General features: G+C 49.5%; 18 protein-coding genes. 11 read left to right on the top strand and 7 right to left on the bottom strand.

The annotated features are described in order from the left end of the window. Positions 1-348: 348 nt before the first annotated feature. From sdhB to AAIH57_RS23625, 4 genes are all read left to right on the top strand, one after another. Complete coding sequence (gene sdhB / locus AAIH57_RS23640; protein WP_175399266.1) at positions 349-1,113, top strand: succinate dehydrogenase iron-sulfur subunit; 765 nt, start codon at positions 349-351, stop codon at positions 1,111-1,113. Positions 1,114-1,289: 176 nt separating this feature from the next. After that, entirely contained in the window at positions 1,290-2,237 is a 948-nt protein-coding gene (locus AAIH57_RS23635) for a metallophosphoesterase (protein ID WP_175399267.1), read from the top strand. A gap of 46 nt (positions 2,238-2,283) precedes the next feature. Continuing rightward, positions 2,284-3,030, top strand: a complete 747-nt coding sequence (locus AAIH57_RS23630; protein ID WP_430023215.1) for a metallophosphoesterase family protein — start codon at positions 2,284-2,286, stop codon at positions 3,028-3,030. A 130-nt stretch (positions 3,031-3,160) separates the two neighbouring features. After that, the gene (locus AAIH57_RS23625) at positions 3,161-3,772 is read left to right on the top strand and encodes a GNAT family N-acetyltransferase (protein WP_175399269.1); all 612 of its coding nucleotides are present in this window, start codon (positions 3,161-3,163) and stop codon (positions 3,770-3,772) included. A gap of 265 nt (positions 3,773-4,037) precedes the next feature. Here AAIH57_RS23625 and AAIH57_RS23620 read toward each other — a convergent pair whose 3' ends face one another. Beyond that, positions 4,038-4,847, bottom strand: a complete 810-nt coding sequence (locus AAIH57_RS23620) for a histidinol-phosphatase (protein ID WP_430023214.1) — start codon at positions 4,845-4,847, stop codon at positions 4,038-4,040. Positions 4,848-4,878: 31 nt separating this feature from the next. Continuing rightward, the gene (locus tag AAIH57_RS23615; RefSeq protein ID WP_175399271.1) at positions 4,879-5,781 is read right to left on the bottom strand and encodes a LysR family transcriptional regulator; all 903 of its coding nucleotides are present in this window, start codon (positions 5,779-5,781) and stop codon (positions 4,879-4,881) included. 460 nt (positions 5,782-6,241) lie between these two features. Here AAIH57_RS23615 and AAIH57_RS23610 point away from each other — a divergent pair, with 460 nt between their 5' ends. The 5 genes from AAIH57_RS23610 (at position 6,242) to AAIH57_RS23590 (ending at position 11,115) form a co-directional block, all read left to right on the top strand. Beyond that, the gene (locus AAIH57_RS23610) at positions 6,242-6,700 is read left to right on the top strand and encodes a chemotaxis protein CheX (protein WP_095292039.1); all 459 of its coding nucleotides are present in this window, start codon (positions 6,242-6,244) and stop codon (positions 6,698-6,700) included. A gap of 54 nt (positions 6,701-6,754) precedes the next feature. After that, on the top strand, positions 6,755-7,528 hold the full coding sequence (locus tag AAIH57_RS23605; protein ID WP_430023213.1) for an SDR family NAD(P)-dependent oxidoreductase: 774 nt from the start codon (positions 6,755-6,757) through the stop codon (positions 7,526-7,528). A gap of 213 nt (positions 7,529-7,741) precedes the next feature. Further along, entirely contained in the window at positions 7,742-9,115 is a 1,374-nt protein-coding gene (locus tag AAIH57_RS23600; protein WP_413036781.1) for a DEAD/DEAH box helicase, read from the top strand. A gap of 27 nt (positions 9,116-9,142) precedes the next feature. Next, positions 9,143-9,895 carry an ABC transporter ATP-binding protein gene (locus tag AAIH57_RS23595; protein WP_175399274.1) on the top strand — a complete coding sequence of 251 codons (753 nt, stop codon included), beginning with the start codon at positions 9,143-9,145 and terminating at the stop codon, positions 9,893-9,895. Between the two features lie 2 nt (positions 9,896-9,897). After that, positions 9,898-11,115, top strand: a complete 1,218-nt coding sequence (locus tag AAIH57_RS23590; RefSeq protein ID WP_430023212.1) for an ABC transporter permease — start codon at positions 9,898-9,900, stop codon at positions 11,113-11,115. A gap of 171 nt (positions 11,116-11,286) precedes the next feature. On the opposite strand, the gene AAIH57_RS23585 is transcribed toward AAIH57_RS23590, so the two are convergent. The 3 genes from AAIH57_RS23585 to AAIH57_RS23575 all read right to left on the bottom strand — a co-directional run bounded on the left by AAIH57_RS23585 (position 11,287) and on the right by AAIH57_RS23575 (position 13,776). Then, positions 11,287-11,412: a YjcZ family sporulation protein gene (locus AAIH57_RS23585; protein WP_206759599.1), complete on the bottom strand. Its 126-nt coding sequence runs from the start codon at positions 11,410-11,412 to the stop codon at positions 11,287-11,289. 270 nt (positions 11,413-11,682) lie between these two features. Next, positions 11,683-12,981, bottom strand: a complete 1,299-nt coding sequence (locus AAIH57_RS23580) for an aminotransferase class I/II-fold pyridoxal phosphate-dependent enzyme (protein WP_430023211.1) — start codon at positions 12,979-12,981, stop codon at positions 11,683-11,685. Positions 12,982-13,158: 177 nt separating this feature from the next. After that, positions 13,159-13,776, bottom strand: a complete 618-nt coding sequence (locus tag AAIH57_RS23575; RefSeq protein ID WP_175399277.1) for a pyridoxamine 5'-phosphate oxidase family protein — start codon at positions 13,774-13,776, stop codon at positions 13,159-13,161. Positions 13,777-13,989: 213 nt separating this feature from the next. On the opposite strand from AAIH57_RS23575, the gene AAIH57_RS23570 reads away from it, so the two are divergent. After that, entirely contained in the window at positions 13,990-15,441 is a 1,452-nt protein-coding gene (locus AAIH57_RS23570) for a PLP-dependent aminotransferase family protein (protein ID WP_430023210.1), read from the top strand. 207 nt (positions 15,442-15,648) lie between these two features. Next, complete coding sequence (locus tag AAIH57_RS23565; protein WP_175399279.1) at positions 15,649-16,434, top strand: helix-turn-helix domain-containing protein; 786 nt, start codon at positions 15,649-15,651, stop codon at positions 16,432-16,434. A gap of 393 nt (positions 16,435-16,827) precedes the next feature. Here AAIH57_RS23565 and asd read toward each other — a convergent pair whose 3' ends face one another. Beyond that, positions 16,828-17,619 (bottom strand): archaetidylserine decarboxylase, encoded by a 792-nt coding sequence (gene asd, locus AAIH57_RS23560; protein ID WP_430023209.1) that lies wholly within the window; start codon positions 17,617-17,619, stop codon positions 16,828-16,830. 85 nt (positions 17,620-17,704) lie between these two features. Continuing rightward, on the bottom strand, positions 17,705-18,835 hold the full coding sequence (locus tag AAIH57_RS23555; protein ID WP_175399281.1) for a YheC/YheD family protein: 1,131 nt from the start codon (positions 18,833-18,835) through the stop codon (positions 17,705-17,707). Positions 18,836-19,093: the final 258 nt, after the last annotated feature.

Here is a 19,093-nt window from a genome sequence, read left to right as displayed (position 1 = left end):
TTTACAAGATTGAAAGTTAAGCATGTATAGGGATAGCGCAGCAAAATAACGAAGAAGCAAAGCATTCGCGAAGCTTCGGAATGTTGACTACCGCAATCCAGAATGAATTATTGCTACTTTCAGTAAAGTGACTTTTTAGGACGACGTAGCGGAGGAAGCGGAAATGTCCTGAAGAAGCGAAGCGTTCGCCTTTGACACCCTATTTTTATCCGATTAATAATTCATTCAGTAAAATGGGGGAGCAACAGCGGTCGGAAGGACATTCCGCTGACGGAGCGTCTACTGTGCACACAACGTCTCTTTACGCATCAGCAATCAATCATCGTCACCAAAGGAGGGGACAACGATATGGCGGAACCAGCTACAGCCAACAAAACCGTCAAGTTTATCATCACCCGTCAGGACAGTCCGGAGTCATCTTCGTACACCGAAGAGTTTGAACTTCCGTATCGTCCCGGCATGAACGTTATTAGTGCCCTGATGGAGATTCAGCGAAACCCTGTCAACAAAGAGGGCAAGTCCATTGCCCCGGTCTGCTGGGAATCGAACTGTCTCGAAGAAGTATGTGGAGCATGCTCCATGGTGATCAACGGTAAGCCGCGTCAAGCGTGTGCTGCCCTGATCGACAAGCTGGAACAGCCGGTTCGTATCGAACCGATGAAAACCTTCCCGGTTGTACGTGACCTGGTCATCGACCGTAACCGGATGTTTAATGCCCTGAAACGGGTAAAAGCCTGGATTCCGATCGACGGTACCTACGACCTCGGACCAGGTCCTCGGATGCCGGAGAAGAAGCGTCAGTGGGCATATGAGCTGTCCAAATGCATGACATGTGGTGTGTGTCTGGAAGCTTGCCCTAACGTCAATGAGAAAACAGACTTTATCGGCCCGGCAGCACTTTCCCAAGTCCGCCTGTTCAATGCTCACCCAACAGGAGAGATGAACGCCGAGGATCGTCTGGAAGCCCTCATGGAAGATGGAGGAATCGAGGGCTGCGGTAACTCGCAGAACTGTGTGCGCTCTTGTCCAAAAGGCATTCCGCTGACAACTTCCATTGCGGAAATGAACAAACAAACAACCAAGCATATGTTCAAACGCTGGTTGGGCGTGTAATCTCGTCATAATCATTGCAGAGGTGGAATCTGCAAATTTAGAAGAAGTCGTGATCCAAGGCAGCTTGCTGCCGGGGATCCCGGCTTCTTTTTCTCAAACAGCGAAGGAACCAGGCTCGTCATGCAGAATATGGTATACTGTAGAGATGCATGTAGAGCGGAGAAGGAGGGGAAGACATGGCAGAGACACCGCGTAAGGGCAGCTCCTGGCCACCGCCCCGGCGCTCAAACCATGAACCTGATGAAGAGTCCATTTTTCCCGGTGAGGAGAAGGATCATGATCCCTCCCGGCGCAGTTTTTTGCTGCGAATGGTCGTAATGACAGCGGGAGCAGCCCTATTCACAGGCGGATATGCTTGGCTCTGGGAGCCACGTCGTCTGGAAGTCAAGCAGGTGCAATTGAAACTGCCAGGATTTCCACAGGCATTTGAGGGGCTGCGTGTTGTCCAGTTCAGCGATGCACATCTCGGGTTTCATACCGGTTTGAAGGAGATGGAGAAGCTGGCTGGGACCATACAGGAGCAGCGGCCGGATCTGATTTGTTTTACCGGGGACATGGTGGAGCGAGAAGCCGAACCGATGCGGGAATGCATCCCCGTGCTGGCATCCATGCAGGCGAAGTATGGCAAGTTTGCCGTATTGGGGAATCATGATTACCGGGGCCGTCAGCAGAATGAAGTCGAAGCCATGTTCAAGCAAGCCGGCTTCACGCTGCTTCGCAACAGTCACGCTGTCATCAAACAAGGGAGCGAACATATCGCAGTGACAGGTCTGGATGATGCCCTTACAGGCCAGCCGAATCCTTTGGAAGCCATAAAAGGCCTGGATGCGGATGTGTGGAAATTATTGCTGATGCATGAACCGGATTTTGCCGATTTGGCAGCACCGTTTGGATTCGGGTTACAGCTGTCAGGTCATAGCCATGGAGGGCAGGTTCGTTTCCCTTGGATAGGAGCAGTCACGACGCCGCGAGGTTCACACAAGTATATTCAGGGGTTATATTATGCAGGCAAGGCGCGTATGCCCGTTTATGTGAATCGAGGCTTCGGCATGACCCAGCTGCCGATTCGTTTTTTGTGCAGGCCGGAATTAACCGTTTTTGAATTACAGGGAATACGAACATAGAGATTGTGCAAGATGAATTTAAGTATTACACGAGGAGGTTGGCCAGATGGAACGAATTGCGATTGTATCCGATATTCATGGCAACATGACAGCTTGGGAAGCTGTACTCAAAGATATTCGGAATCGCGGGCTGGAGCGTATCTTTTGTCTGGGCGACCTCGTAGGCAAAGGTCCGGATCCGGTGCAGGTGGTGGATCGGGTGAGAGAAACGTGCGAGCAAGTGATTCGGGGCAATTGGGATGAGCTGGTTGCGGTCAATCAGGATAATGAAAATTTCACCTGGCAGGCTGACCGACTGGGAGCGGAGCGGCTGGCATATTTGGGGAATCTCCCCTTTAGCCACCAATTTGAACTCAGTGGTCGGACCATTCGTCTGGTGCACGCCTCGCCGCAGAGTGTGTATCACCGCGTACAGCCGTGGGACGAGATCGAAAAAAGAACAGCCATGTTTGATCCTCCAGCGGATGATCCACATCTTGGTGAGGCGGATATCGTGGGATATGGAGATGTACATAACGCCTACTTGCAGCATTTTAATGGCAAAATGTTGTTTAATACCGGGAGTGTAGGCAATCCACTCGATATGACCCAAGCCTCTTACTGCATCGTTGAGGGAGAGAATGGCAGTGATCGAAACAAGGCGTTTAACCTTCAATTTGTACGGGTTCCCTACGATATCGAACGTGAAGTGCTGGCCGCACAGCAAGCGAAGGTACCTTCATTGGATTTCTACATCCGGGAGATACGTACAGGTATCTATCGTGGACTGCAGGAGAGCTCTACAGAGGAATAAAAAAAGGCAGTGAATCGACATACTAAAATTTGAAAGCCCGGAGTGTTATCCATCATTAATGGAGCCGGATCATCCCAGAGCTTGCTTGTCTTACCGGACCAGAACCCGATAGACAAAAGGAGCGATTGCCATGCTGACCCGAAAAATGCTGGGCCAAGGACTTCCTGTGTTATGGACAGAGAGATTGCTTCTTCGATCTTTGCGTCAGAGTGATTTCAACACATTATCGGAATTGTTCTCCGATCCGCAGGTTATTCAATATGTAAATAGGGGAGGCCAACCAACGCCAATCCGAGCCCGGCGATTATTGAATCAGATCCGGAGCAGCAGTGCGAAGCTGGATTCGCTGCACTACGGTATCTGTTGGAAAGGCAGGGAGCCGATCATCGGCATCACTTCTTTTCAGCACTGGAATGAGCAGAGCGGTACAGCCCAGATAGGCTATATATTGAATAAGTCCTGCTGGGGTATGGGGGTAGCGACCGAGGCTGTACAGCGTTTGCTGCATTTTGGTTTTACGGAGCTGGATCTCAGGAAAGTGGAAGCACGCTGCTACGAAGCCAATGTACCATCCGAACGGGTGCTTTGCAAAAGTGGAATGTCCTATGAACGCACCCTTCCCTCATTTGGTTTAGACCAGGAGGGCGGCCAAACACCTGATACACTGCTGGACGTCAAGGTCTATGCGCTATACCGTGAAGAGCACGTTCGATCCCGAGAGGGAAAAAGCCTGCAAACCTAGGTATCCGAGAAACGGAAGTCACATAGAATAAGATAACAAAACCAGTTGAAACAATCCTCAATCATTTGTTACACAATTGAAATATAGCTGCAATTGAACTCTAACAGACAGCGGGTAAACTTATCTCATGACCCCCTTTTTGATAAATAGATATGCTGTTGGGACCCGCCGCGAGCGGGTTCATTTTTTTTGTCCATGAGAAAAAACCTACTGCACGTATCATCACGCCAGGCAGTAGGGTTTCAAGCTTGTCATTCGATGTTCATTACAAGGGAACAATCTGCATCTGTTTCTGTTTAAAGTAGACCCATTCCTTAAAGCCAATTTCTTTCAGGCGTGTCCGTACTTCTTCCAGCTCGTCCGCTACACGCGATGGTTTGTGGGCATCTGATCCGAAGGTCACTTTCACCCCGTAATGGTTGGCTCGCTCCAAAATGGCATCAGACGGATACCAGCCGCCGCTTAGCTTCGTTTTGCCGGAAGTGTTGATTTCAATAGCTACGCCTGCCTCCGCAATCACCTGCAAGGTTTCATCAATGGCATGATCGGCAACAATATCGGAGAATGCAGGATAATTGCCTTTCATCGCATCAATGTGTCCAAGGATCTGGAACATGCCACTCCGTGCAGACTGTGAAATCAGGGAATAATAGCATTCCTTCACTTCAATTTTCCGTGCTTCACTCAGTCCCTTCCACCGGGTTTTATTGAATATGCTGACATCTTCCGTATGGTGCACCGAGCCAATAATATAGTCAAAAGGATGCTGTCCCAGCGTAGTGCGATACAACTCAGCATGGAGAGGGAAATAATCGGATTCAATGCCAAGCAGCACGTCAATTCTTCCTGCATATTCCTCTTTCAGTGCGAGCACCTCTTCGACATAACGGCGCAATTCCGACTTGGCCATCGCAATGCGGGGAAATGCTTGCTCTTCCTCACTGGCAAAATAAGGCGTATGATCAGAAATGCCAATGGCCTGAAGACCAGCCTGAATGCCAGCTTCGATGTAGTCCCGAATATTGCCATCCGCATGACCACAGCGGAAATGATGAGTATGAAGATCGAATTTCATAAATGATCCTTCCTTTCTCCTGCCTTGTTTGTCATTCCGAACTGATAAACTGGGTTTCCGGCATGCCTTTCAGATCGCTCAGGAATTGATGCATGGCCGAATTAAGATACCGACTGGCTTTGTAAATGACGCCGACAGGGTGACTGACCTCAAGTTCACTTAGTGGAATCATCCGAAGGGTGCCCTGACGCAGCTCATGAGCAACCGATTGCTTGGATATCACGGCCGCGCCGAGGTTAATCTCTACCATCCGCTTGACTTCCTCACTGCTTGATAATTCCATTACGATATTAGGTTCAATGCCGTGTTTTTTGAAAATGCCTTCCGTAAAGCGCCGCCCTACCGTATCTGGGGACAACATAATCAGAGGGGTGCTTCGCAGCACGTCCACCGCTGCATGCTTCTGCTTCGCAAGTGGATGGGCAGGAGACACGACAAGTTCGAAGGTGTCGTAATAGAGCACGGACGTATTCAGATTTGGATTACGCTCCGTGAGATAACCGATGCCCACATCGATCAACCCATTCTCAACCTGCGTATAGATCTGTGAGGAGGGCAGCGACTGGATACTGGTTTTGATCAATGGGAACTGATCCTGAAAGTAGGATAGCACCCGTGGTAAAATCTGAATCGCAATGGAGGTCGTCGTACCCAGTACGATATGTCCTTGAGGCGTTTCATCGAGATCTGACAACTTCTGTTTCAGCTCGTCTACGATATCTAGCATGCGCTCGGCATGCTCCAAAAACACCTGTCCGCGATCGGTTAATGTGACGGGTTGGTTGCGATCTACAAGAACGGTGCTGAATTCATCCTCCAGACTTTTAATCTGGGCCGAGACGGCAGGCTGGGTCAGGTTAAGAAGTTCTCCCGCTTTGCGGAAACTCATCGTTTTCGAGATCGTAATCAGCGTTTCCAGTTGGCTGATATTCATGTATGGCCTCCTTGCGGATAAGATGTCTTGTCATGGAGTGTTCCTGTATGGAATGGAATCCCGTAACTGTTTTTTTGTTTTGTTATCTTAAATTATAGGTGATTCGGGACAACAGGGCAATGAAGTAGACGCGTGCAGTTTGAGAAGAAAATCGGAGTGTGAATTAAACTTAATATCAAGATTTTAAAATATTTAACATTCATAAAAATTCAGTAAAAAAGTCCTAAATCTCAGCAGACACCTAACTGAATCAAAAGTCATCCTACAAAAGGAGTGCAAAGGTCTGTCATTTCGTCAAAAACAGCTATAAACAATTGCCCCGCGCCTGACGATAAATTATAGTACACATGTCTTACCGAATTCTTGGTGAATTCTTGTACGTGATAAAGTATAATAAAATTATTGAATATGGGACTTTTGGTATGTGACCAATAACCCAGTGTAAGGGGGACATTAGACAGTGAAAGCGGAAGTGATTAATCCTTTCCTGGAATCCGCACGGAACGTATTCGAACAACTCATCCAGGTTTCGCCTTCCACAGGGAGTCTTGGCGTGAAGAACGTAGAGTACATAGCAGACCATGTCTGGATCGTGATCGGAATGACCGGCCAACTGAGCGGAAACATTGTTTTCGGAATTCAGGAACAAGTTGCACTGCGAATTGTCTCTGCCATGATGGGCGGTTTTGTGATTACCGAAATGGATGAAATGAGTAAAAGCGCCATCTCGGAACTGGGCAACATGATTAGCGGTAATGCCAGCACGATCCTGTCCAACCAGGGTGTCGTTGTGGACATTACACCTCCGCAAGTGTTGAAGTCCGAACATTTGACCGAATTTAATGCAACGAAGGCACTGAGTATCCCATTGCTGATGGACGGAATCGGCGAGATGGATATTCAGGTAATGATCTCGTAGAATAGAGCCATAGCCTGAACAGGCGAGTGTGTTCAATACGGGAGGACTTCTTGTATGCTGAAAGATCAGGTTGTATTCATCACGGGTGCGTCGAGCGGAATTGGTGCGCTCTGTGCTCAGATGTTGATTGAAGAAGGAGCTATTCCCATTCTCGCTGCCCGTTCTCGGGACAAGCTTGAAGAAATAGGTGCTTCGCTAAAAGGGCCGCATGAGCTGCTTACACTGGATGTTACCAATGATGATCAGGTACAGACAGCTGTTAACATGATGCTGGAAAAGTATGGGCGAGTGGATGTTCTGTTGAATAATGCAGGGTACGGCAAATTCGCCACAATGACGGAAATGACGGTGCAGGAATTCGATGAAATGATGGACGTCAATTACATGGGAATTGTTCGCTGCACGAAGGCGGTTTTACCGCACATGCTGAAACGTGGTGTTGGTCAGATTGTGAATGTGGCTTCCATGGCCGGCAAGATCGGGACCGCAAAATCGGCTTCCTACACAGCGACCAAACATGCCGTACTTGGCTTCAGCAATGCCTTGCGTCAGGAACTGCGCAGGACCGGAGTGACGGTTACAACTATTAACCCGGGTCCCATTGATACGCCATTTTTTCATCGCGCAGATCCTTCCGGGAATTACGTGAATAATGTGCGCTGGATGATGCTGAAGCCAGAACAGGTTGCTGGGCATATGATCCGGGCGATGAAGAAACGCAAGGAAGAAGTGAATCTGCCAAGACTCGCTTCGGCTGGCATATGGCTGTATCAGCTGTTTCCGCGACTGGCTGACCGGCTCACGCATGGAGTCATGAATCAGAAGTAGAAATGCAGCAATCGAGGCATCATATTAGGGAATAAGAGAAAAGCTCCGCCGAGGGGCTTTTCTTTTTTTGCGACCAAGCCGCGTCTTACCGAATAAGATTTGGTCCACAGCCTTTTTTCGCATATAATGAAAGATAATGTGATGACAGGCTTATGCTCCAGAAGTACAAGCGGGAAATAGCATCGTAAGAATAAATTTAAAGGATGGACATACATGACGAATCAAACATTTGCTTCAATAGGTGTGGCACAGGACCTGGAAGAGCTCCTTGCTGCGCACGGGATTAACGAACCATCTCCGGTGCAGGCACAGACCATACCGATTATTTTGGAAGGCCGCGATGTGGTTGCCAAATCCCAGACAGGAACAGGTAAAACCCTTGCTTATCTTCTGCCACTGCTGCAATCCATCAAAAGTGATGTGAAAGGTACACAAAAGCTCATTATAGCCCCTACGCAAGAACTGGCGATGCAAATTGTACGCGAAGCACAGCGGTATGGAGAGGGACGCAGCATTGGCGTTCTTGGCCTCATTGGTGGAGCAGCCGTCAAACGCCAGATTGAGAAATTGCGGGAACACCCTGAACTGGTTGTGGGTACGCCGGGACGACTGAAGGAATTAATTACGCTGAAAAAGCTGAAAATGCATAATGTTTCCACGATTGTCATTGATGAGGCGGACCAGGTGTTCCAGCTGGGTGGCGTGAGTGATGTGGATTTTGTGCTGCGCAGTGCGCTTCGTGACCGTCAGCTGATCTTCCTGTCAGCAACCATTGATGAGCATACCTCCGGACTTGCCAAGCGTGAGATGAAGGAGCCTGTTCAGATCGGAATCGAACCGGACCGGGCAACGGCTGCGGGACTGGAGCATTATTACTTTGTGGAAGAAACACGCAACAAAATCGATATGCTGCGTCGTCTGGTTAGACAGTATAATCCTGATCGGGCCATCGTCTTTGTTAATGCTACAGAAGATATCGGTGAGGTTGAGGCCAAAATGAACCATTTGGGTCTTTCGGCAGCCGGGTTGTATGGAGATGCAGACAAGGTAACCCGGAGCAACGTTCTCGCTGCTTTTCGCAATGGCAAAATCAAACTGCTGATTGCCAGCGAAGTTGCGGCAAGAGGATTGGATATTGAAGGTCTGCCCATGGTCATCAATTATGACCCGGCTTTTGACTCGGAGCACTATGTTCACCGTGCGGGACGTACCGGACGAATGGGACGCAGTGGTATTGTGCTGTCCATCGTGGATGAAACGCAAATCTTCATCATGCGCAAATTTGCACGCGAACTCGGCATCGAACTGACGGAACGCGTATTGTTCGGAGGTAAAGTGCTGGAGGCTGATCCGCGTCCGGATACGCGACCTGAAGGTCATTCCTTTTCGAGAAAACCGGGACAGTCCCGTGATCGCAAGCCAGGCCAGGCAGGCCGTAACGGCGGTGCAAGAGCTGCAGTGTCGAATCAGCGTGGAACAGGCGGAAAGCCTGCAGGCGGCGGAGGTAGAACGGAGCGCGATCAGGATCGCAAAAACAAGGGAGCACCCAAATGGAGCAAGGGAAACACACCGCGTTCCGAAGAATAAAACCTGACGAAAGAGGTGCAGGGATTGATGGATAACGGACAATCGCCCGTGTTAAAAATCAGTGGGCTAAGCGGAGGATACAGTGCCAAACGGCCTGTTCTCCACGGAATCGATCTCGAAGTTGGACGCGGAGAGATGGTCGGACTGATCGGATTGAACGGTGCCGGCAAGAGTACCACCATGAAACATATTTTAGGATTGATGACTCCCCAGCAAGGGGACGTTCGGGTGATGGGCAAGAAACGAGACGAGGACGCGCAGATATATCAATCGGCGATGGCCTTTGTGCCGGAGTCACCCGAGTTGTATGACGAGATGACCGTGATGGAGCATCTGGAATTCACGGCCAGAGCGTATGGCGTATCGGAAGCGGATTTTAAACAGCGCACAGAGAAGCTGCTGGACTTGTTCCGCATGAGGGAGAAAAGTACAAGTCTGTCGACTCACCTGTCCAAAGGGATGCGGCAAAAGGTCATGATCATGTGTGCCTTTGTCGCAGGGCCGCCGCTGTACATTATCGATGAACCGTTTTTGGGCCTGGACCCGCTGGGGATTCGTTCCTTGCTTGATTTCATGCTGGAAATGAAGGCATCGGGATCATCGATTTTGTTAAGCTCGCATATTCTGTCCACCATTGAAAATTACTGCGACCGCTTTATTGTTTTGCATCGCGGAGAGGTAATTGCTCAAGGAACATTGACTGAACTGCGGGCCCAGTTCGGGGAATCGGATGCGACGCTGGAGCACATGTTCTATTCTCTCGTGCAGGGCAGGGATTAAGCATGGATCTCAAGCTGTTATGGAAGCAAAGACGCACGGGATTCTGGAACGGAATTCTTCCTTATCTGGGCTATGTCATACAGAGCGGCGTGGCCATGGTCTTTCTATTTCTCGTCATTGCATTCTCTGCCTGGTATACCTCATTTGTACAAAACATTCCGGCAGGATTTCCGATTCGCTGGATTGCATTACTGCTGTTGACACCGCTAGTCCTGTTCAGCAGTTATCGTACATATCTGCATCCTGCCGATATCGTATTTCTGAGACCCCAGGAATACCGGATGCAGGAGTATCTGAAGAATAGTTTTGCCCGGGGGATCATCTACAAAAGTCTGGGTATGCTGCTCGTATTTGTTACGCTGTGGCCTCTCTATGTTCGGGCAGACCAGGATGCACGGCCGTTTGGCTGGTTTATCGTGTTTCTGCTCCTGTGGAAAGGTCTGGCGAGCTACGGGGCCTGGCAAGAGCTTCGAATGGTGCAGATCGGGGCAGCCAGAGGCTATCGTTTGCTGCGCTGGGCACTGGCTGTACTGGCGATTGCGGCATGGCTGTGGCAGCCTCCGCAGCGTAGCGCATGGTTCCTCCTTTTGCTTGCGGTCGTCTACATGGCTGCACTGCGTATCCCGATGAAGCACCGGATTGCCTGGGAACGTCTGATTCAGGTAGAGCAGAGCCAAGCCGGCCGTGTTATGCGGACATTAGGCTGGTTCGTGGATGTACCGTCATCCGGTCAGAAAGTAAGTGCGCGCCGCTGGCTCAGTAAATGGGGGAGTGGACTGCCCTGGAATGCCGGGAAAGCCTATCGCTATCTCATTACCAAAACATTCATTCGGACCGAAGTGTTTTCCATCGTACTGCGCCTGATTGTACTCGGCATGCTGCTCAGCTGGTGGACAGCGGGAAGTTACTTTGGCGTGGGTGTCTATCTGTTCTTCCTTCTGCTGGTTGGTGTACAGCTCGGAGCATTGCGCCGCAGCCATGGTGAATCCTTCTGGATCATGATTTATCCAATTTCTGCAGAGAGCCGCCGTTCCCAGGTGCTCGGATTCATCTTCAATCTGCATGCGATCGCTGCTCTACTGATGTGGCTTCCAATGTGGGCTGCAGGAATGGGTGGAGTGAGCATTACAGGAATAGCGCTGGTACTCGGTCTGCTTGTGATCTATTTGATGAGACGTTCACAGGGGAACAAATGGTTAAAGGAAGAAGAGGACGAATAGCTTGACCTTAATTGATGCAAACATGTGACTGGATCAGGTGAACTGCAGCAAAGAGGACGTTTCTTCTATACTAAGATACCAAAAGACGGTTATTTCGGGCTTAGTCCCCAAATTAACCGTCTTTGTGCTGCGGTCAGACCTCGTGTCACTGCCGCATAGAGGAGGATGGAACTAACAGAGGAACGATTTAGTGATGATTACGAGCAAAATGAACAGAACGAGAATGGCACCTGTGTTTGTAAATCCTCCATAACCGCCGCATCCATAACCGCCTCTTGTATCTTCAACTCCAGACATGGTCATTCCCCTTTCGAGTGGTGTTTGGCACGCCCTTGCGTACATCGTATATTATGTGCCTTGGGTTTCCGCTGATTGGGCCACTGCCCTGGATCATTTAGAAAGATGAGGTGGGTGGGCTTTTGAGATTGAAAAAGAAACACCAAACAGCCCTCTATAGAAGGTGTACATCACCGTTATATAGAGGGCTGCTTATATTGCAGGACACGCACAGAAGCCTGAACTGTCCCGAATTATTCATTTTTTAAAGAGCGGTATTGCTGCACATTATCAGTTCGTCTGCAGATCCAAAATTCCACGGTAGATGGTATCAAACAGATCTTCCAATCCGGACTCTTCAATACAGGAGAAGGCGATGCGCAGATCAGCTTCACCCAGCGCAATGGTGCCTACACCGTACTTCTTCAGCAAGTGGGAACGAAGTGTTTCGGCATCAACCTCTTTTAACTTCAAACACATGAAGTAACCGGAGTTAAACGGATAGTAATCCCATACTTCTCCGTATTTGCCGCTATCGAGGATAGCTTTCACTTTATTCGCACGGCCTTTCATGATTTCGAACTTCTCCTGTTTCTGTGCTTCAAACTCCGGCGCTTTCAGTGCATCCAGGACAAATGTCTGCGAAGGATGCGGACCACTGGAGATGGTTGCCCGAATAATGCCGAGTGTTTTCTGTTCCAATGCATGCAGAACTGCAGCATCTTCATGAGCGTACGTGATGAAACCAACGCGGAAGCCCCATACGAATTCTTCCTTGGTCGCACCATCCACTTTGATCGTCAGTACGCGTGGATGAATGTTGGCTAGTTTGCCAAACAATGATTCGTGAATGGAATCCTCGAAGAACAGACCAAAGTAAGCATCATCTGTCACCGCAACCACGTCTACACCTGCTTCCGCAGCCTGACGAATCGTATCCACGATTGAATTGGCTTCTTCTCCTCCAGGCGTGTAGCCTGTTGGGTTATTCGGGAAATTCAGCAGAACGACGGCTTTGCCTTTGCCTTTTTGTGCAAGGAGTGCTTCAAGCAGTCCGGCACTATTAAAATTCAGTTGGTCATCGAACAGGGGATAATGAACCAGCTGGCCATGACGACGAATTCCGAAAGTCAGCTCGTAATTTTCCCAGTTTTTATCCGGATATATAACAGCGTCCCCTTCGTCAACGAAAAGGTCGGCTACGATACTGAGTCCATGAGTTAATGCATTGGTTACAATCGGGTTGCCAAAGGTTTTACCCTCAAGCGAAGGGGTCTCTTTCAGCATCTTGTCTCTCCATACCGTCCGCAGTTCAGGCTTGCCCGCAGGCGGAGCGTAAGGGTAGAGGTCCTTCGGTTGGAATGCAGACAGCTTCTCCTGAATAACCGGAAGATGCATCGGCACACCGCCCTCCAGAGCAATACCAATTGTAGCATTATAGGTCTTGGCCAGGCTTGCTGCTTCAGCAGACTGACTCAGGATACCTTCTTTTGGGAAATAGATTTCTTTACCGAGCTGCGACAGCATGGAGTAGACGTGACTGCTGCCTGCCTGAATACTTTCGTTCAACTGTTCAGCCAGTGGATTCATTCTTTTCATCCTTCCAGGTCTTTGGGATTCAACTGCCTAACATTATATCACCTTGACATCCCCCCGTCACGGAAATTACGCAATATGACAGTTATATCACTTCACCGCGTTGTTGCAGGGGGTTTGCAGGTGGAATTAGAGCATATTTCCCAATGATAAGACATGGATAATCAAAGCCTATTCCTGATGAAAAGGACAGTATTTCCGCATCATTTCGGCTGTTTCCGCATCCCTTCCCTCATTGCGCTGTTCCAACTGACCGCTGATATGATCGAAACGTTCGGTAGAGAGGTTTTGTCCGAATTTGAACTTGGCACTGATTTGCTCTGGTACAATTCGTACAACGGCTACCGCTTTTAATCTACCTGTATAACGGGAGTCGGCAGCATCAATGGGTACATATCCGCCTTGCGGCTGGAGCTTCTCCATAAATCGCTGCAGCACCCTGCCCTTGATTTCCAGATCCTGAACAGGCTCTGCCTGTCCGGAAGCCATGACACTTTTGAAAAAGGAGGTTGCCGGACAAGCTAACTCGGGATCACTGAAATAGGAGGGAATCAGGGAAAACTCTTCGGCCACCGTAAAGCTGACCGAGGAATCATGCTTGATCTGTTTCATCTTCTCCCCGGCAAGACTGCCATGGAAATAGAAGCATCCATCCATATATACAAAATTGAGCGGCGTTACCCGTGGATGTCCATCCGGACTGACGGTTCCCAGGAATCCGAAGGAGCACTGATCCAGAAACGCAGTAATTTCCTTTTCTTCGTCGACTGTAAATTCTTTGCGTCTCATATGTGTTTCCCCCTTGGTAATGATAGGTGATCGCTTTTGAATGAAAAGTTGTACCGTTGACCTAACGATAAAACATGCATTGACATAAAAATAGATCCAATTTACATTCATTTTTATAGTCCAATTTGTGAAAGGAACGGGTGATCAATCCAAGTGGATTGGAGCTAGAGGAATTTTAGCGGTATCTGAAAATAAAAAAAAGGAGCGAGCGCCTTGGAACTGTGGCTGCCCATGAATTCTTACGAGCATCAGCATCGCTATAAATACACGGCATTGTACCATGCCTTGCGTGATGCCATCCATGCGGGAACACTCGTTGGAGGGACAAGGCTCCCCTCTACGCGTGAGCTCGCACGCCAGTATGATATGTCACGCGGCTCTGTTGCACAGGTATATGACATGCTGCTTGCGGATGGTTACGTCGAGGCACATCGGGGAAGGGGAACCTTTGTTACGGGTTCGTTTACCACAGAGAAACAAGCAGAACAGGAAGCGGTCATTGACCTGTCCCCATGGGGAGAACGCGTGAGCAGACTGGATACTCAAAAAGTGGCTGAGTCTGTTCATGACCAGAATCAGGACGTCATCGATTTTCATGTCCATCGCATGCCTGCAGACCATTTTCCCGAAGCCGAATGGAAAAGTGCGCTTGCTGCCGTGCATCGGAGTGATTGGCGGGAACAAAGCGGTGCAGCAGGGGACCCCGAGCTGCGGGAGGCCATTGCTTCACATCTAAGATGGACACGGGGAATTCAGGCAGATGCATCTCAGATCGTACTGTTCAGCGGTTCGATGCAAGGCATTACATTACTCGCCCAGCTGCTTATCCGGGAAGGCTCATCAGCCATATTGGAAAATCCCGGATATCCGGGAATCGCTCATGCGGTGAACTCCTGTGGGGGCCGCATCGTCCCGACAAATGTGGATTCACAGGGCATCATCCCCCAAGACTGGGAAGCGCAGACGTTATTCGTCACCCCTACCCGGCAGTTCCCGACCGGTGCCGTGCTGGGGCTCGACAGACGCCAGGCATTGCTTGCCTGGGCCTCCAAGCACAATGCCGTCATTATTGAAGATGATTATGACAGCGAATTTCGCTGGGGCGGCAGACCGATCGAACCACTCAAAGTATTGGACCGTGAACAACGGGTAATCTACGTGGGTTCGTTCACGCAAACGATGATTGCTTCCTTCAGGCTGGGCTACGCCGTTCTGCCGCCAAGTCTGGTGCAGCCGCTGGTTGCAGCAAAGGCTCTATATGAACCTGTACCTCCTGCACTATTGGAACAGCGGGCACTGGCAAAATTCATGAGCAGAGGGGGATATCTGCGGCACTTGAGACGACTAACCCGTTTATACGGTGAACGACATGCCTTTTTTGTGCAGGAGATGCAGTGTCAATTACCGGAGGCATTCACCATGCAGCCCGGAGATGCAGGACTTCACATCTATGCCACCTGGAACGGCTGCCCGGACAGTTACATTAGCTTCAAAACGGTGGCGCTGGAAGAAGGCGTACGGTTCCGGGATGCCGTTCGTTATCAACTCATCCCCGGCCATCCGGCTGCCTGTTTCGGTTTTGCACATTTGGAGAAAGAGGAGATCACGGAGGGGATCCGAAGGCTGCGGCTGGCGTGGGAGAAGAGTACATTTTCGTTTCGCTGAAATCCGCTGTATAATGGACTAAGATATTTCGCTCCGACAAGAGCAGAAATCACATACAAGTGCATATTGCATCAAGTCCAAGAAGCGCAACCCTATTTAGAAATAGGTTGATCGAATAGTTGTGTTCGTATGCCTGTTTATCCATAAGCGATTGGAATCCAATGATGCAACATGCGGAGAGATTAACTTTCAAGGGGGAGTGGCGACATGCTGCAGGCATCGCCGTCATCTTTTGTTATTTTGCCCGCCGTCGCCAAAATTGTCTGCGAACCGGGATGGAAGTGGCAGAAGCGGGAAAAACCGATGCAGAACTATGATTTATTTTATGTATGGAGTGGTGAAGGGACCGTTGTGCTGAATGAGCAGTCGTATGAAGTTGGCAAGGGTAGTTGTTTTCTGTTCAGGCCAGGCGATCATCCTACCGCAACACATAACAAACAGAAACCGTTGGTACTTACGTATATTCATTTTGATGTAGATATACCCGTTAATGATGTTCCACAGTCCTATCGTGAGCTAGTGGAAACAGTGGAATTCGAGCACTTGCTGGCTCGGTATGTAAGACTGTTCCTGTCTGATGTATATGGGCGGGATGAAGAGAGCCGGCTGATTTTGAAACAGCTGATGATTCATTTGCTGCGTGCAGATACGGAAGCACCTGTGGAGAAAAAGGTCAGCAACCAGCTGTCGGATGTGATTCAGGAAGTTGCGAATTATGTACGCCAGCATCCGGGGATTACCCATCGGGTGGAGGATCTGGCTGCACGTGCGGGATTGTCACCCCGATACTTCTCCATCAAGTTTAAGGAATTGATCGGATCTTCTGTTCAATCCTATATCATCCGCATGCGTATTGAGCGTGCAGAGCATCTGTTGGTCCATACGGGCATGAATGTAACCGAGGTTGCAGATGCTCTCGGATACCGGGATATCTTTTTCTTCAGTCGTCAGTTCAAGCAGTATACCGGCAAAAGTCCTTCCGAAATTCGTTAGGTCCAGCCGGAGGTCAGAGCAACGTTTCAAGTCTGAAGGCCAAGGGTAAGTAAGTAGCATTCCAGACGAAACGAAAGGGGGAGCTTATGATGAACGGAAAACGGCGGATCCGCAACCGGGGATGCTCTACGAAGGGGTACAATATTTTCCGGAACCGTCTGCGTCGCTTAAAACCGGCGGAGGAATTGCAAAACGTATGGTTTTGAAGAAAAGTCAGAGGATCTATACATACGGAGCGATGTTTCGTATTGAATGTATATATGGAATCTCAACCGCAGTACTATAAAATGATATGTTTCAATCATAAAGAGGATGACACAAGACCTGATTACAGGTGCTTGCGTCATCCTCTTTATTGGTCTTGTGCCATCTTACTTATAGGTATCTGGATAATCAGTGAAGTGGCTTCAAGCGGCCAAGCAGTGTGCCCATTTTGACCGTATCACCAGGCTGCAGGCTGGGCTCAGGCTCGAAAGTACCGCTCTGGGTCAGCAGAACCACGGTGGAACCGAATTCAAAATAAGCCAGATCATCGCCTTGTGCCCAGCTGCTTGCAGCTGTATCCGCGTACTGAATACTGCTTACATTCATGGCACCGACTTTGACGACAGCCACTTCTCCATAAGCATGACCAATATACGTAATGAGACGCTCGTTTCGACTTAGCACGGACTTCATGTGAGTCAGACCAAAATCATTTACAGGGTAAACTTTGCCCTTGATATGCTCGCTCTCAATTCTGCGTCCGCTGACGGGTGAATGGATCCGGTGATAATCACGAGGGCTGAGGTACAGGACGAACCCATAACCGTGCTTGTACTTCTCCAGATGTGGAGAATGGTTTAATAGTTCAGCAAGTGTATAATTTTGTCCCTTAACATTCAGGAGTGTGCCTGAAGATACCGGCCCGGCTGCCGTAATTTTGGCATCTACGGGGCTGATGAGTGCATGTTCTGAAAGATCCAGCGGGCGCATGCCCGGCTTTAATTTGCGGGTGAAGAAATCATTCAGTGAACGATATTCCTTCCAGTCTTTCTCGGCTTCCTGAACAGGGATGTTGTAGGTCCGGACAAAATATGGGATAAATGCCTTGCTTCCCCGGCTCTTGGAGAAGGCTCCCACAGTCCGGGAGATCCATTTGCGCGAAGAAAGCTCGGTCATTAACCGCAACAGCGTTTTTGCCATGAATATCCCCCTTAGGGTTAGTGCGAACTTCAAGGCCGGCTGGACCGGCCGTTCTGCATAATATTGACACAGAATGCCAGCGAAATCAATACGGGTACCTATGGTAGGTTTGCGGCTGGCGTGGAATCTGTGAATTTTGTTCCATCAACAGGCGTCCATATGCCATTGGCTCGCGGTAGCTGGCTTTCCAATGTTCAGGCATTCCCGCCTTGCGAAAACCGTACCGCTGGTCCCGTCCATTGCATTCTATAAAATAAATCTGTCCGTTTCTGGCGATGCCAAGATCGAGACCAAGGTCGGCAAGGTGCGGCAGACTGGAAGCCAGCGTACGTGCGATTCGCAGTCCGACAGAACTGATTCTGGCTTCAATCTCCGGAATGCTGAGGCCAAGTTCGTCTTCATCAAAAGCATCTGCCATGGTCATGACCTTGCCTCCCTGGGCAATATTGGTGACAAAGGTGTGGGCAGGTGCTGCCTTGGCGAACATGCCCGTGATGCCCCATAGACCGTCCATTCCCCGCTGCACAGATACACGCAGATCCACGGGTCTTCCTTCGTAACGGACCAGCGGGATCCGCTCCTCAATGAGATACGCGTGGCGAAAAATACGTCTCAAGGTGGCCGAGGGCAGTTGTCCCCTGCTTAGCCTGAATGTTGCCCATCCTTTGCGGGAAGCCTTGGTCTGGCATGTCAATCTCCAGTCCCCATCCCGTTTATATAAGCGCATGATGCCGTGTCCAATACTGCCGCTGCACGGTTTGATAATCAGATCATTATAATGTTCCATCATATAAACCAGAGACTCCGGCGCAGCTTTGGCGGCATGAGGCAGATGTTTCTTCAATACAGGGTCCTGATGAAGCATGTCATGAATATGATCCTTGCGATACCGATTCCGAACATTATATACCTGAATGCCCTGCAAGAGCAGCTTGGTCACCTGATGCTGTTCAGTCCGGCGAAGCTGCAGAGCCCGGTTATGAATGACGGAAGGCAAGAGCATTTTTTGACGAACATAAACACCTTCCTTTTTGACATAAGCCAGACAGGTCTTCGTATCCGGATCCACATCTTCAAGCCGCAAAAAGCAAGGGATTAATCCATAAAAGGCCGCAGCCTGCTCATAATTCGCGAGTGATTCCTGACCGGTCCTTCCGGCCGGTATCCCCCGGTACATGCGTGAATCGAACATGATGCCGATCGTTTCTGGGGGCATGACCGTTCCTCCTTCAATATTATCGCGACATGGATCGTCCATTCATGAGATGCCGGCCTGTCAACGCATGATTGGACATCACGATAACGCAGACCGGAATCATGATGCATCTTCATGCACCAGCTATTCTTGTTTAATTTCCGCCTCCATTGAATCCAGGAAGAGGTTCAACTTGTGGTGCGGATAGGTAGTTATTTTACGGATTTGTACTAAATGCTTATATAGTATCGTATGACATTGCTGGATCGGGGGCGTGGA

It is taken from the genome of Paenibacillus sp. MABNR03, from assembly GCF_050455445.1.
GTDB lineage: Bacteria > Bacillota > Bacilli > Paenibacillales > Paenibacillaceae > Paenibacillus > Paenibacillus xylanilyticus.
This window is presented reverse-complemented; position numbering and strand designations above follow the sequence as displayed.